At 69.3% G+C, this 13,187-nt stretch carries 15 protein-coding genes; 5 read left to right on the top strand and 10 right to left on the bottom strand.

Annotation, left to right across the window (positions count from 1 at the left end; all coding sequences use genetic code 11):
- Nucleotides 1–78: 78 nt before the first annotated feature.
- The 8 genes from KZ810_RS10280 to KZ810_RS10245 form a co-directional block, all read right to left on the bottom strand.
- The gene (locus KZ810_RS10280) at nt 79–594 is read right to left on the bottom strand and encodes a hypothetical protein (RefSeq protein WP_219768974.1); all 516 of its coding nucleotides are present in this window, start codon (nt 592–594) and stop codon (nt 79–81) included.
- A gap of 127 nt (nt 595–721) precedes the next feature.
- Nucleotides 722–1,414, bottom strand: a complete 693-nt coding sequence (gene phoB, locus KZ810_RS10275) for a phosphate regulon transcriptional regulator PhoB (RefSeq protein WP_219768973.1) — start codon at nt 1,412–1,414, stop codon at nt 722–724.
- A 6-nt stretch (nt 1,415–1,420) separates the two neighbouring features.
- A complete protein-coding gene (gene phoU / locus KZ810_RS10270; protein ID WP_219768972.1) occupies nt 1,421–2,125 on the bottom strand; it encodes a phosphate signaling complex protein PhoU in 705 nt (234 codons plus the stop codon).
- Between the two features lie 11 nt (nt 2,126–2,136).
- The gene (pstB, locus tag KZ810_RS10265; RefSeq protein WP_219768971.1) at nt 2,137–2,904 is read right to left on the bottom strand and encodes a phosphate ABC transporter ATP-binding protein PstB; all 768 of its coding nucleotides are present in this window, start codon (nt 2,902–2,904) and stop codon (nt 2,137–2,139) included.
- On the bottom strand, nt 2,904–4,199 hold the full coding sequence (gene pstA, locus KZ810_RS10260; protein ID WP_219768970.1) for a phosphate ABC transporter permease PstA: 1,296 nt from the start codon (nt 4,197–4,199) through the stop codon (nt 2,904–2,906). Before pstA ends, pstB begins: the two co-directional genes overlap by 1 nt.
- Nucleotides 4,192–5,568: a phosphate ABC transporter permease subunit PstC gene (pstC, locus tag KZ810_RS10255; protein ID WP_219768969.1), complete on the bottom strand. Its 1,377-nt coding sequence runs from the start codon at nt 5,566–5,568 to the stop codon at nt 4,192–4,194. Before pstC ends, pstA begins: the two co-directional genes overlap by 8 nt.
- A complete protein-coding gene (locus tag KZ810_RS10250; RefSeq protein ID WP_219768968.1) occupies nt 5,568–6,635 on the bottom strand; it encodes a substrate-binding domain-containing protein in 1,068 nt (355 codons plus the stop codon). Before KZ810_RS10250 ends, pstC begins: the two co-directional genes overlap by 1 nt.
- A gap of 108 nt (nt 6,636–6,743) precedes the next feature.
- The gene (locus tag KZ810_RS10245; protein WP_219768967.1) at nt 6,744–7,949 is read right to left on the bottom strand and encodes a sensor histidine kinase; all 1,206 of its coding nucleotides are present in this window, start codon (nt 7,947–7,949) and stop codon (nt 6,744–6,746) included.
- Between the two features lie 187 nt (nt 7,950–8,136).
- On the opposite strand from KZ810_RS10245, the gene KZ810_RS10240 reads away from it, so the two are divergent.
- The 4 genes from KZ810_RS10240 to KZ810_RS10225 all read left to right on the top strand — a co-directional run bounded on the left by KZ810_RS10240 (nt 8,137) and on the right by KZ810_RS10225 (nt 10,709).
- Nucleotides 8,137–8,547, top strand: coding sequence for a hypothetical protein (locus tag KZ810_RS10240; RefSeq protein ID WP_219768966.1), 411 nt, complete (start codon nt 8,137–8,139; stop codon nt 8,545–8,547).
- Nucleotides 8,548–8,644: 97 nt separating this feature from the next.
- Nucleotides 8,645–8,827, top strand: coding sequence for an HPr-rel-A system PqqD family peptide chaperone (locus KZ810_RS10235; RefSeq protein WP_258044699.1), 183 nt, complete (start codon nt 8,645–8,647; stop codon nt 8,825–8,827).
- Nucleotides 8,824–9,678, top strand: a complete 855-nt coding sequence (locus KZ810_RS10230) for an HprK-related kinase A (protein WP_219768964.1) — start codon at nt 8,824–8,826, stop codon at nt 9,676–9,678. The genes KZ810_RS10235 and KZ810_RS10230 overlap by 4 nt, the downstream gene beginning before the upstream one ends.
- Nucleotides 9,675–10,709, top strand: a complete 1,035-nt coding sequence (locus KZ810_RS10225) for a nucleotidyltransferase domain-containing protein (protein ID WP_219768963.1) — start codon at nt 9,675–9,677, stop codon at nt 10,707–10,709. The genes KZ810_RS10230 and KZ810_RS10225 overlap by 4 nt, the downstream gene beginning before the upstream one ends.
- Here KZ810_RS10225 and KZ810_RS10220 read toward each other — a convergent pair.
- Together KZ810_RS10220 and KZ810_RS10215 are read right to left on the bottom strand one after the other, a co-directional pair.
- Entirely contained in the window at nt 10,669–11,028 is a 360-nt protein-coding gene (locus KZ810_RS10220; RefSeq protein ID WP_219768962.1) for a VanZ family protein, read from the bottom strand. The genes KZ810_RS10225 and KZ810_RS10220 overlap by 41 nt on opposite strands.
- Nucleotides 11,025–11,693, bottom strand: a complete 669-nt coding sequence (locus KZ810_RS10215; protein WP_219768961.1) for an HAD hydrolase-like protein — start codon at nt 11,691–11,693, stop codon at nt 11,025–11,027. Before KZ810_RS10215 ends, KZ810_RS10220 begins: the two co-directional genes overlap by 4 nt.
- A 105-nt stretch (nt 11,694–11,798) precedes the next feature.
- Here KZ810_RS10215 and glmU point away from each other — a divergent pair, with 105 nt between their 5' ends.
- On the top strand, nt 11,799–13,166 hold the full coding sequence (gene glmU / locus KZ810_RS10210) for a bifunctional UDP-N-acetylglucosamine diphosphorylase/glucosamine-1-phosphate N-acetyltransferase GlmU (RefSeq protein WP_219768960.1): 1,368 nt from the start codon (nt 11,799–11,801) through the stop codon (nt 13,164–13,166).
- The last annotated feature ends 21 nt before the right edge of the window (nt 13,167–13,187 follow it).

The raw sequence follows: 13,187 nt of genomic DNA, 5'->3' as shown, positions 1-13,187 counted from the left end.
AAAAGGCGCTCCTTCGTGTAGATAGAGCGCCTTCCCATACTCATCATTCAAACGGGCGCAACCGCCCGCTTGTGTCGCTTAGCGACGGCGGCGCGGCGCCTTGCGCGTGCCGCGTGCGTCGCTCGCCTGCGTGCAGCCGTCATACTGACCCTTCTTGCAGATCGGGTAGCTCGCCTTGGGCGCCGGCGGCGGATAGGCGGTGTTCGGATCCTGCGCCGCCTGGTAGCGGACGGTCGCGCCCGGTGCCATCTGGCCGCTCATCGCGGGCTGCGACGGCTGATAACCACCCGGCGGGGTCGAACCCGCCGGCGCCGCCATCGTGCCGTCACCACCGGTCGTCGGTGCGGGCATCGTCTGCGACTGGTCGGTCGGCGCGCTCGGCGTCGTACCCTGCATCGGCATGTTGGGATCTGACGCGGTTGGCGGCGTCGACATCGCGGGGTCGCTCGGCGTCGTCGTTGTGGTGGTCGAATCGGTCGTGGTGGTCTGGTCCTGCGGCATCGATGCGCCGTTGTCGGCCGGAGCCGGGGTCGTGGTCTGCGCAATGGCGGGTGCCGCGATAAATGCGGCCGCTGCGAGAAGGATAGACTTCATGAGAACTCTCCTGCCGAATGTCGGTCGTGTGAAAGACACGCGGTCGGGGGAACGTGCGATCAGCAGGAAGGGTCCATCGTTGCGTTACCGATCCGACGTTTGCGGTCGAACCGGTGCCGGCGAGCGTCTAGTGCCCGGCGTCGAGCGCGTAGCCGGCCGATCGCACCGTCCGGATGATGTCGGGACGCCCGCCCTCGTTGATTGCCTTGCGCAGCCGGCGGATGTGGACGTCTACCGTACGGCTCTCGATGTCGCTGTCGTGGCCCCAGACGCTGTCGAGCAGCCGCTCGCGCGAGAACACGTGGCCGGGATGTTCGAGGAAATGCTTGAGCAGCCTGAACTCGGTCGGCCCCAGCGGGATCACCTCGCCGCCGCGCCGCACCTTGTGGCCGACCGTGTCCATCTCGAGGTCGGAATAGCTCAATGCCTCGCCCGCCAGCGCCGGGCGCACGCGGCGCAGCACCGCGCCGACACGCGCCACGAGCTCGCGTGGCGAGAACGGCTTGGTGACGTAATCGTCCGCCCCCGTCTCGAGCCCGCGGACGCGGTCCTCCTCTTCGCCGCGCGCAGTCAGCATGATGATCGGGACGTTCTGCGTCTCGGCGGCGCGGCGCAGCCGGCGGCAGACCTCGATGCCGGAGATACCCTCAACCATCCAGTCGAGCAGCACGATGTCGGGCGGCGTCTCGCGCGCGAGCAGCAGCGCCTCCTCGCCGTCGATCGTGTGCTGGACGTCGAAATTCTCGCGGGCGAAATGCCAGACGAGCAGTTCGGCCAAGCTGGCGTCATCCTCGACCAGCAACATGCGTGCGCGTGCCATCGTGGGTCAGCTCCTCGGTGAAAAAGTAGGTTCGGCGCGCTCGCGGTCGGCGATCGGCGTGCCGTGCGCGGCGAAGTGGATCATCTCGGCAACGTTGGTCGCGTGGTCGCCGATCCGCTCCAGATGCTTGGCGACGAACAGCAGGTGCGCGCACTGGCTGATCGTTTTCGGGTTCTCGACCATGTAGGTGACGAGCGTGCGGAAGATGCTGTCGTAGAAATCGTCCAGCGCATCGTCGCGCTCGCAGATCGCGATCGCGGCATCGGGATCGCGCGCGGCGAAGGCGTCGAGCACGTCGCGCACCATGTCCGCCGCCATCCGCGCCATCGCGGGCAGGGTGGAGATCGGGTCGATGCGGTATTCGCTGTCGATCTGCGGCACGCGCTTCGCGATGTTCTTCGCATAGTCGCCGATCCGCTCGACCACCGTCGCGATCTTCAACGCGGCGACGACCTCGCGCAGGTCGTTCGCCATCGGCGCACGCAGCGCGATGATGCGCACCACCGCGCGCTCGACCTCGTGCTGGATCGCGTCGATCTTCTTGTCGTCGGCGCGCACCTGCGCGGCGAGTTCGTGGTCGCCGCGCTGGAGCGCGAGCATCGCGTTGCCGATTGCGGCCTCCGCGAGCCCGCCCATCTGTGAGATCAATCCGCGCAATTGCCCGATGTCCTGGTCGAACGCCTTGACCGTATGTTCCTGGCTGCTTGCCATCTGCCTGCCCCTCAGCCGTACCGGCCGGTGATGTAATCCTTGGTCCGCTCCTGGCGGGGATTGGTGAAGATGTCGGAGGTGTCGCCGTATTCGATCAACTGCCCGAGGTGGAAGAAGGCGGTCCGCTGGCTGACGCGCGCGGCCTGCTGCATGTTGTGCGTGACGATCACGATCGCGTAGCGGCCGCGCAGGTCGTGGATCAGTTCCTCGATCCGCGCGGTGGCGACGGGATCGAGCGCGGAGCACGGCTCGTCCATCAGGATGACTTCCGGGTCGACCGCGATCGCGCGCGCGATGCACAAACGCTGCTGCTGCCCGCCCGACAATGCGGTGCCCGAGTCGGACAAACGGTCCTTCACCTCGTTCCACAACCCCGCGCGGCTGAGCGAACGTTCGACGATGCGGTCGAGCTCGGCCTTCGACTGCGCCAGCCCATGTATCTTCGGGCCATAGGCGACGTTCTCGTAGATCGACTTGGGAAACGGATTGGGTTTCTGGAACACCATGCCAACCCGCGCGCGCAACTGCACCACGTCCATCTCGCGCGCGTAGATGTCGTCGCCGTCGAGCCGGATGTCGCCCGACACGCGCGCACCCGGGATCGTGTCGTTCATCCGATTGAGGCTGCGCAGAAAGGTCGATTTGCCGCAGCCCGACGGGCCGATGAAGGCGGTGACGTCCTCCTGACACACGTCGATCGACACGTCGCGGATCGCATGGTTCGCGCCGTAATAGACGTCGACGTGGCTGGCGGTCATCTTTGGCGGGTTGTTGCTCATTACCAGCGCGTCTCGAAACGATTGCGTAGAAAAATCGCGACGCCGTTCATCGCGAGCAGGAAGACGAGCAGTACGAGGATCGCCGCCGACGTCTTCTCGACGAAGCCGCGGCTGACCTGATCGGACCATAGGAAGATCTGCACCGGCAGCGCGGTCGCGGGATCGGTCAGCCGGTCGGGCGGCGCCGCGATGAAGGCGCGCATCCCGATCATCAGCAGCGGCGCGGTCTCGCCCAGCGCGCGCGCCATGCCGATGATCGTGCCGGTCAGGATACCGGGCGCGGCGAGCGGTAGCACGTGGTGCGACACGACCTGGATTGGTGACGCGCCGACCGCGAGTGCGGCGTCGCGGATCGACGGCGGCACCGCGCGGATCGCGTTGCGCGACGCGATCACGATCACCGGCATCGTCATCAGCGCGAGCGTCAGCCCGCCGACGAGCGGTGCGGAACGCGGCAGGTGGAGCGTGCCGAGGAATACCGCCAGCCCAAGAAGCCCGAACACGATCGAGGGTACGGCGGCGAGATTGTTGATCGACACTTCGAGGAAATCGGTCGCGCGGTTCCGCGGCGCATATTCCTCGAGATAAATCGCCGACAGCACGCCGACCGGGAAGGCGAGCGCGAGCGTGACGAACATCGTCAGCAGCGATCCCTTGAGCGCACCCCAGATGCCCGCGCGCGTCGCGTCGGTCGAATCGGCACCGGTCAAGAAATCCCGCGCGATCCCTCGCGACAGATGCGCGCCGAGCGCGGCGACGGTTCGCTCCGCGGCAGGCGTGCCGTTGCCCTTCGCCGCGACGTCGATCGCGCTCGCGACCGGCAGATCCAGCGTGAACGGCCGGCCAAGCAAATGTGGATCACGCTTCACCGCATCGCGAACGCGCAGCCACGCGCCGTCGGACAACAAGGCCGCGCCGCCTTCCGTCGCAAAGGCACGGTTCGCGGCCGCGTCGACCGCGCGCTCCAGCCCCGCGCCCGCCAATGCCAGATCGGCGCCCGGCCCGCGCAACCGCTCCGCGGTCAGGCCGAGCCGCGCCTGCCGCAGATCGAGCGGCAGCGTGACTCGCGTCTCAACAAAACCCAGGTGACCTTGCGCGATCATCACGATCAGCAGGAACGCGAGGAACCCGGCTGAGACGACCACCGCGCCCAGCCCCATCAGGCGGAACCGCCGCTCGGCGGCGTAACGGCGGCGGACGCGCCGCTCCATCGCGTCGCTGCGCCAGTCGGTCGGCCGATGCGGCGCGACCTCGGCGGCGCTTACCGGCACGTGCGGGACGAGCGACTTACTCATACGCCTCGCGGTAACGGCGCACGACCATCAGCGCGACGACGTTCAGGAGTAGGGTGACGACGAACAGCGTGAGCCCGAGCGCGAAGGCGGCCAGCGTCTTCGCCGAGGCGAACGCCGCCTCGCCGGTCAGCAGGTCGACGATCTGCTTGGTGACGGTGGTGGTGCTGGCGAAGGGATTGAGCGTCAGCGTGGCGACGCCCGATGCCGCCATGACGACGATCATCGTCTCGCCGACCGCGCGGCTGACCGCGAGCAGCACGCCGCCGATCACGCCGGGCAGCGCGGCGGGCACCAGCACGCGCTTGATCGTCTCCGCGCTCGTCGCCCCCATGGCCAGACTGCCGTCGCGCATCGATGCCGGGACGGCGGCGAGCGAATCGTCGGCCATCGACGACACGAACGGGATGATCATGATTCCCATCACCAGTCCGGCGGCGAGCGCGCTCTCCGACGAGGCCGACGTGACACCGATCGCCGCACCGGCCTGCCGCACCGCGGGCGCGACCGTCAGCGCGGCAAAATATCCGTAGACGACCGTCGGCACCCCCGCGAGCACCTCCAGCAGCGGCTTCATCCAGCGGCGCGCGCGCGGGGTCGCATATTGCGTCAGGTAGATTGCGCTCATCAGCCCGAGCGGGACCGCTACCGCCATCGCGATCACCGCGCCGATGAAGAACGTGCCCCAGAACAACGGCAGCGCGCCCAGCGTCGCGCCGGGATCGCGCGGGTCGATCACGCCCGGGTTCCACCGCGTGCCGAGCAGGAAATCGCCGACCGGCACGATGCGGAAGAAACGCGCGCTCTCGACCAGCAGGCTCAGCACGATCCCGACCGTCGTGGCGATCGCGACCAGCGACGCGGCGAGCAGCAACACCATCACCAGCCGCTCGTTGCGCGTCCGCGCGGAAAAGCCGGGGCGCACGCGCATGAACGACCAAGCGCCGCCGACGAACATGAGCAGCAGCGCGATCACGGTGCCGATCGCGTCGAACCGCGCCTGCGCCGCGGCATAAGCCGGGGCGAGCGCGTCGGCGAGCGGGGTGAACGCGCCGTACGCGCGCCCCGCCGCGATCTCGCGCGCCTCGGACAGGATCCCCGCGCGATCGAACCCCGCGGGCGGCAGCGCGGCGGCGCGCGGGGTGGCGAGCACCGCGTCGGTCACTAATGCGGGCGAGACGAAATACCAGATCAGCAGAAACGTCAGCGCGGGCACGACCGTGCACAATGCGACGTACCAGCCGTGATGCTGCGGCAGCGAACTGAACCGCTGCCGCGCGCCGCGCCGGAACCGACGGGCGCGCGTTCGCGCCAGCACCCAGGCGACGAGCCCGAGTGCGGCGATCACGAACAGGAGCGTCAGCGACGACATCAGCCGATCACGCCAGCGTCGAGCGATCGCGGATCGAGCGGGCGATCGTGCGAGATCGTGTCGGCGGCGCGCGCGCGGACGCTCACCGGGCTGGGGATCAGCCCCCGCCGGGTAAGCGCGCCGCCGGGCGCCCAATTGGCGGCATAGAGTGCCAAGAACCGCCGCAGCCCCGGCACCGCGCGCAGGTGTGCGCGCTTGACGTAGACGTAGAGCGCGCGCGAACCGGGATAGCTGTCGTTGGCGATCGCGCCATAGCTCGGCTCGACCCCGTTGATCGCGACGCCGCGCACCGCGTCGGTGTTCTCCTCCAGATAGCTGTAACCGAAGATGCCGATCGCGTCGGGATTGGCGCCCAATTTCTGGACGATCAGATTGTCGTTCTCGCCCGCGTCGACATAGGCGCCGTCGTCGCGCACCGCGAGGCAGCGCGCATCGAATGCGGCACGGTTGCGCTCACGTAATGCGGCCAATTCGGGTTTCAGCGTCTCGCACCCACGCGCGAGGATCAATTCGGCGAATGCCTCGCGCGTCCCGCTCGTCGCGGGCGGGCCGTAGACGCGGATCGGGGTCGCCGGCATTTCGGGATCGAGATCGCGCCACGTGCGGCTATCGTTGGGCCTGCCGTCCGGGGCGGCGGCGAGCGCGCGGAAGATCAGCGCAGGGGTCAGCCGCATCGGCGGGCCTTGCCGCGCTTCGGCGAACGCGATCCCGTCGATGCCGATTTGCACCTCCATCAGGTCACCCGCGCCGTGGCGCGCGCACTCGTCATATTCGCTGCGCTTCATCCGGCGCGACGCGTCGACGAGGTCGGCATAGGAGGCCCCGATCCCGGCACAGAACAGCCGTATGCCCGCACCTGTCCCGGTCGATTCGATCACCGGCGGGCGTGCGTTCGGATTGGCGGCGAGATATTGTTCGGCGATCAGCGTCGTGAACGGGTAAACGGTCGACGAACCGACGACGCGGATCTGGTCGCGCGCGCCCGCGCCGCCGCCCGCCGCCTGATCCACGCAGGCACCGAGCGCGACCGGCAGCCATGCCGCGAGCGCCAGGACGATACGACGCATCGATTCCCCGAATTCCGATCGCGCCCCCGCGGCGTCGACCCGCACGCGCCGCCGTGTGACACTCGCGTTACCGCTTGATGACAACGCCTTACGAAGCGCGCGCCCGGTTCAGCGCCCCGCCGCGCGCAGCGTCACCGTCACGCGTGTCCCCTTGCCGACGGTGCTCGCAATATCGAGCCGCCCGCGGTGCCGCTCGACGATATGCTTGACGATCGCGAGACCGAGCCCGGTCCCGCCGAGCGAGCGGCTGCGCCCCGCATCGACGCGGTAGAAGCGTTCGGTCAGCCGCGGGATATGCTCGGGCGCGATCCCCTCGCTCTCGTCCTCGATCCGCACCAACACCGCGTCGCGCGCGCCGCCCGCGACGGTGACGGTCACCGGCGTGCCGTCGCGACCATATTTCATCGCGTTGCCGATCAGATTGTGGAGTACTTGCGACAATTGCACGCGGTCACCCGCGACCGGCGGCACGTCGTCCCCCAGCCGCAGCACGACATCCTCGCCGCGCGTGCCGCGACTGTGGCGCAGCGCCTCGTGCACCTCGACCGCGAGCACGCCCAAGTCGACCGTTGCAGAGGGCAGGCGGAATTTCTCCGCTTCGATCCGCGAGAGACTCATCAGATCTTCGACCAGCCGCTCCATCCGCGTCGCCTCGTCGAACACGATGCCCAGGAAACGGCCGCGGATCGCCGGGTCCTCGCCCGCTTCGTCGCGCAACGTCTCGACGTAGCCTAGGATCGACGACAACGGCGTGCGCAATTCATGGCTCGCATTGGCGACGAAATCGACGCGCATCCGCTCGGCGGCGTGCTGCCCGGTCTGGTCGAGCAGGTGGACGATCTGCGTGCCCGGCGCGGTGTCGGTCGCGCGCATCTGCCAGCGGCGGTCCTGCGCGCCCAGCCCGACCAACTCGATCGGCGCGTCGCCGCGCTCGTCCGCGGACATCGACAGGTAATCGCTCGCGGCGGGATGGCGGATCGCGGTGCGCACGTCCTCGCCGATGATATGGTGCCCGAGCAGCACGCGCGCGGGCGCGTTCGCCGCGATCACGCGACCGTCGCGCACCATCACGACGGGGTCGAGGATCGCCTCCAGCACCGGCGCGAGCTCCAGCGGCGCGTCGCTGTCGGTCGGCGCATCGGGCTCAGCCAGGTCGTTGTCGCCGATACTGCGCGCGATCACGGTCGCGGTCGCGCCGCCGACCAGCACGATGAGTGCGAGCTGCACGTCGCGCGCATAGGCGAACACGATCGCGGCGGTGACGACGGCGATCGTGCCGGCAAGCCAGGTGCGGAGCGCGAAACCTTCGATCACGCCGCGCTGACTAGCCGGTTCCACGGTAGCGGCAAAGGGGGCGGGGCGAGCGAGCGGGCCACGAGGGTGGGGAGGGAGGGCGCGCCGTGGTTAACGTACCCGAATGGCACGATTGTCCGCCGCTCCCGCGCGCGCCCTTGTCGCCGCATTAGGAATGTGGAAGGGCAAAGCAGCATAGACGAGGCCCATGGACGACGACGCTTCACCCGATGCCGACAATCAGGCAGGTCGCCCGACGCGGCGGCGCGCGCTGATGCTCGGTGCGGTCGGTGCGGCCTCGGTCGTGTCGATCCGTCCGGCACTGGCGCAGACCGCGGGGTCGGTGCTCGCGTGTGACATTCCGGTGCCGGATGCGGGCCGCGCGGGCAAATATATCAGCGCGGACGGTAATGTCGTGCCCCCGGGCACGGCTGGCGCGTTCCCGCCGCCGGGGCGGCCGCTCAAGGGCGAGGAGGTACGTCGCGCGCTCGCAGGCGGGTCGAACCTGCCGGGATACGATTACGAGCGCAGCCGCGCCTATCTCAAGTACGTGCAGCGGCTGCAACGGGGCACCGCGGGGTTCACCTGCTTCGCCTCCGTCCAGATGTTGCGGAAATAGTCGCGTGTCCGCGACGCGCTTGCGCGCGCCGCCCGCCGATGCCTTTTTGATTTGCGAACTCGGCGGATTATTCGCGCTCTTTCATCGTCCCTCGGGCATGACGCATCTGCTTGCCTCGCCCGCGCCCGAATTGCTCGAGCTGCTCGGCGAGCGCGCGCTGACGAGGCATGAACTGCTCGCCGCGCTCAACGCCCGCTACGAGGTGACCGACGCCGCCGACGACCTGCTCGACGCGCGGCTGGACGAACTGATCGCGGTCGGGCTGGTTCACGCGGTGTGAGGCACGCGACCTCGATCCGCGTCGGGCCGATCGGCTTTCGCATCGGCAGCGACTTTGCCGCGCCGATCGCGGCACTCCGCGCGCTCTATGCCGATTACCCGAAATCCACGATCGCGCATTTTTCGGTACGTCTGCCCGCCAGTGCGCCGTGGCGATGGCTGATCAGGCCCGCGGTCGCGATCGAGGGCGACTATATGCTCCCCGACGCCGCGCCACTCCCGCTCGCGCAGGGACTGCTCGCGGCCGAGATGGCGATGAACCTTCAGGTCGCACTCGGACATCGCCGTCACCTGCTGCTTCACGCGTCCTGCGTCGAACGCGACGGCCGCGCACTGCTGATGACGGGCGAGTCGGGGTCGGGCAAGTCCACCCTCGCGGCACTGCTCGGCACGCGCGGCTGGCGGTTCATGGGCGACGAATTCGTACTAATCGCGCCCGAGAGCGGCGATGCGTACGCTTTCCCGCGCGCGATCAGCCTCAAGAATCAGGCGATCAACGTCGCCGAGCGCGCGTGTCCGACCGAACGGTTCGGGCCCCGGCTGATCGCGACGCCCAAGGGCGACATCCGCCACATGGTGCCGCCCGCGGACGCGATCGCGCGAATGGACGAGCCCGCACGCCCCGCGCTGTTGCTGTTCCCAACCTTCGGCGAGCAACGCGACGTCCGCCCCGTGGGTGCGGCGGAGGCGTTCGTGCGGCTGACGCAGGCATCGACCAATTACACCGCACTGGGCGAGCGCGGTTTTCGCACGCTCACCGATCTGGTCGAACGCGTGCCCGCGCGCGCGATCGATTATCCCGACAGCGACAGCGCGATCGCGCTGGTCGAAACGCTGTGGCGCGATCTGTGACCGCGGCGTCGTTGCTCGCCCGCGTGCTCGCCGAGCCGGATCGCGCAGCCGGGCTCGACCCGACCGCGTGGAACGCGCTGATCGCGGCCGCGCGCGCGGAGCAATTGATCGGCTCGCTCGCACTGCGCGTCGACCTCGCCGCCGTACCGCCGACCGTTGCCGACGTGCTCCACGACGCGCGCGATGCCGCCATCGAACAGCGCCGCACCGCCCTGTGGGAGGCGGAGATGACGCGCCGCGTCCTCGCGCCGCTCGGCGTGCCGCTGGTGCTGCTGAAAGGCACCGCCTTCGTCGCCGCCGGACTGTCGGCGGGGCAGGGACGCCACATCGGCGACCTCGACCTGCTTGCGCCGCGCGGTGTGCTGCCCGCGGTTGAGCAGGCGTTGCTGGAGGCCGGCTGGGCGTGGGCGAAACCGGACGCCTACGACGACGATTATTACCGCCGCTGGATGCACGAGCTGCCGCCGCTGATCCACCGCGAACGCGACCGGATGATCGACGTGCACCACACGATTCTGCCCCCGACCGCGCGCCCGATCCCCGATGCCGACGCGCTGATCGCGGGGGCGGTGCCGCTCGGCAACGGTTTGAGCGTCCTCGCTCCCGCCGACATGGTGATCCACGCCGCGCTCCACCTGTTCGCCGACGGCGATCTGGCGGGCGGTCTGCGCAACCTGTGGGACATCGACCACTTGCTGCGCGAGTGCGCCGACGACGACGCCGACTTCTGGCTCAAGCTCCACGCGCGCGCTGCCGAGCATCAGGCGAGCGCCTATGTCGCGCGCGCGGCGCGGTTATCAGCGCGCCTGTTCGGCACGCCCATCCCGTCCGCGTGGAACCGGCCGCGCATGAGCGACCAGCTCTTCGCGCGACGCCTGCTCGCGCGCGACGATTGGGGACGCGAGACGCGCCCCGCGACGCGCCTCGCCTTCTACGTCCGTTCGCACTGGATCCGTATGCCGCCGCTGCTGCTCGCGCGGCATCTGCTCATTAAGGCGCGACGTCGCGCCGCCGACGCCCGAGCGCGATGATCGCGAGCACGACGGCGATGATGAACGTGTCGGCAATCCAGTCCATCACGTCGCAGTCGCGGTGGAGCGACGGGATCGACTGGAACACCTCGATCAACGCGCCGAGGAACGACAGCCGCTCGCCGATCTTCAGCAGCGGCGCCGCGGGGAATGCCAGCGCGTAGAGGATCGTCAGCGTACCGAACGCGGCCATGTGCTGATATTTGTCACCGACCTCCGCGACATTCGGCGGATGCGGCAGCAGCGCCATCGTGACTGCGAAGATCGTCGCGGCGGCGAGCAGCAGCCGCCAGACGAGCGTGGCACGCGGGTTCGTCATAGTTGCTCCAGCGTGGCGACGAGCTGGGCGTAATCATCGACGACCGCGTCGGCGCCGAGATGGTCGACGCCCTCGCGCGTGAAGCCGCCGCGGTTGATGATCGCGGGCACGCCGGCGGCATGCGCGGCCGACACGTCATAGATCGAATCGCCGACGAACGCCGCCCGCCCGCCGCCGGCGCGCGCGATCATCGCCTGGATCGGCACGGGCGATGGCTTGGTCATTCCCGCCCCCAGCGTATCGCCGCCGATGATCGCGGCGAAGCGGGACGTGAGCCCAAGCTGCTCGAGCAGCGCGTGGGTGAATCGTTCGAGCTTGTTGGTCGCGACCGCCAGCGTGACCCCGCGCGCGACGAGCTCGTCGAGCGCGGCGACGACCCCCGGATAAGGCGCCGACTCGATGCAGATGTTCGCCGCATAATGATCGAGCAGCACGTCGTGCAGCCGGTCGAGTTCGCCCTCGTCGCACCTGCCGGTGGCGCTGAGCGCCTGCGCGAGCATGTGGCGCGCGCCGCCGCCGATCATCGCGACGATCTGCGGCACGGGCAATCGCGCGCGACCGGCGGACGCCAGCGCGTGGTTGACCGATGCCGCCAGGTCGCGCGACGTGTCGACCAGTGTGCCGTCTAGATCGAAACCGACGATGTCGAACGGAAATGATGCCATCGTCGCGCCCGTGCCCGCCGGGCGGTGGCATGGCAAGCGCCGACGTGCTGGCGTCCCGCCCGCAGCCGCTGGAAATCGCACGCGGTTGATGGCAGGGCGCGCGGCATGAGCCAGCCGCCTCTCGCCATCGTCATCCTTGCCGCGGGCAAGGGGACACGCATGAAGTCCGACCTGCACAAGGTACTCCACCCGCTGGCGGGCAAGCCGATGCTCATCCACCTGATCGACACCGCAGAGGCGCTCGCGCCCGAGCGGACCGTGGTGGTCGTGGGCGCGGGGCGCGAGCAGGTCGAGGCGGCGGTGACGCCGCGCGGTGCGGCGATCGCGCATCAGGCGGAGCAGCTCGGCACCGGCCACGCAGTCGCGCAGGCGGAAACCGCGCTGGCGGGGTTCGAGGGCGACGTGCTGATCCTCTACGGAGACGTGCCGCTGGTGCAGGCCGCAACGATGCAGCGGATGCTCGATCGGCTGCACGGCGCCGATGCGCCCGCCGCAGTCGTGCTCGGCTTCCGTCCCGCCGACGCCGCGGCGTACGGCCGCATCATCACCGAGCCGGACAGCGACCGCATCGCCACCATGGTCGAATTCAAGGACGCGACGCCCGCCGAACGCGCCGAGACCCTGTGCAATTCGGGACTGATGGCGGTGTCCTCGCGCGACCTGTTCGCGCTGCTCGCGCGCGTCGGGAACGACAATGCCGCGGGCGAATATTACCTGCCCGACATCGTCATGCTCGCGCGCGCTGACGGCCGCGTCACCGCGGTGATCGAGACGAGCGAGGGCGAGGTTGCCGGCGTCAACAGCCGCGCCGAACTCGCGGTTGTCGGAGCAGCGTGGCAGGTCGAGCGCCGCGCCCGCGCGATGGCGGACGGCGCGACGCTGATCGCGCCCGAGACGGTCTGGTTCGCGCACGACACCGTGATCGGCCGCGACGTCGTGATCGAGCCAAACGTGTTCTTCGGCCCCGGCGTGCGCGTCGCGGACGGCGCGACGATCCGTGCGTTCAGCCACATCGAGGGGGCGGAGATCGGCGCGGGCGTCGAGGTCGGCCCCTACGCGCGGCTCCGCCCGGGCGCGGTGCTCGAGGAGGGCGCGAAGGTAGGCAATTTCGTCGAGGTGAAGAAGGCGCGGCTCGGACGCGGCGCGAAGGCCAACCACCTGACCTATCTCGGCGACGCTGAGGTGGGCGCGGGCGCGAACGTCGGTGCGGGCACGATCACGTGCAATTACGACGGCTTCTTCAAGTACAAGACGGTGATCGGCGCGAACGCGTTCATCGGCTCGAACTCGGCGCTGGTCGCGCCGGTGACGATCGGCGACGGCGCGATCGTCGCGGCAGGGTCGGTCGTCACGCGCGATGTCGAGGCAGACGCGCTGACGCTCGTCCGGCCCGAGCAGGTGAGCAAGCCCGGCTGGGCCGCACGCTTCCGCGAGCAGATGCGCGCGCGCAAGGCGGCGAAGGCGGGCAAGTGACCGCATGTTCACGTGCCGGCA

Source organism: Sphingomonas citricola, from assembly GCF_019429535.1.
GTDB lineage: Bacteria > Pseudomonadota > Alphaproteobacteria > Sphingomonadales > Sphingomonadaceae > Sphingomonas > Sphingomonas citricola.
This window is presented reverse-complemented; position numbering and strand designations above follow the sequence as displayed.

Bases quoted from the DNA above. Each gene is read 5' to 3' on its own strand.
- KZ810_RS10280 (WP_219768974.1), bottom strand. From the start codon at position 594: ATGAAGTCTATCCTTCTCGCAGCGGCCGCATTTATCGCGGCACCCGCC.
- phoB (WP_219768973.1), bottom strand. From the start codon at position 1,414: ATGGCACGCGCACGCATGTTGCTGGTCGAGGATGACGCCAGCTTGGCC.
- phoU (WP_219768972.1), bottom strand. From the start codon at position 2,125: ATGGCAAGCAGCCAGGAACATACGGTCAAGGCGTTCGACCAGGACATC.
- pstB (WP_219768971.1), bottom strand. From the start codon at position 2,904: ATGAGCAACAACCCGCCAAAGATGACCGCCAGCCACGTCGACGTCTAT.
- pstA (WP_219768970.1), bottom strand. From the start codon at position 4,199: ATGAGTAAGTCGCTCGTCCCGCACGTGCCGGTAAGCGCCGCCGAGGTC.
- pstC (WP_219768969.1), bottom strand. From the start codon at position 5,568: ATGTCGTCGCTGACGCTCCTGTTCGTGATCGCCGCACTCGGGCTCGTC.
- KZ810_RS10250 (WP_219768968.1), bottom strand. From the start codon at position 6,635: ATGCGTCGTATCGTCCTGGCGCTCGCGGCATGGCTGCCGGTCGCGCTC.
- KZ810_RS10240 (WP_219768966.1), top strand. From the start codon at position 8,137: ATGGACGACGACGCTTCACCCGATGCCGACAATCAGGCAGGTCGCCCG.
- KZ810_RS10235 (WP_258044699.1), top strand. From the start codon at position 8,645: ATGACGCATCTGCTTGCCTCGCCCGCGCCCGAATTGCTCGAGCTGCTC.
- KZ810_RS10220 (WP_219768962.1), bottom strand. From the start codon at position 11,028: ATGACGAACCCGCGTGCCACGCTCGTCTGGCGGCTGCTGCTCGCCGCC.
- KZ810_RS10215 (WP_219768961.1), bottom strand. From the start codon at position 11,693: ATGGCATCATTTCCGTTCGACATCGTCGGTTTCGATCTAGACGGCACA.
- glmU (WP_219768960.1), top strand. From the start codon at position 11,799: ATGAGCCAGCCGCCTCTCGCCATCGTCATCCTTGCCGCGGGCAAGGGG.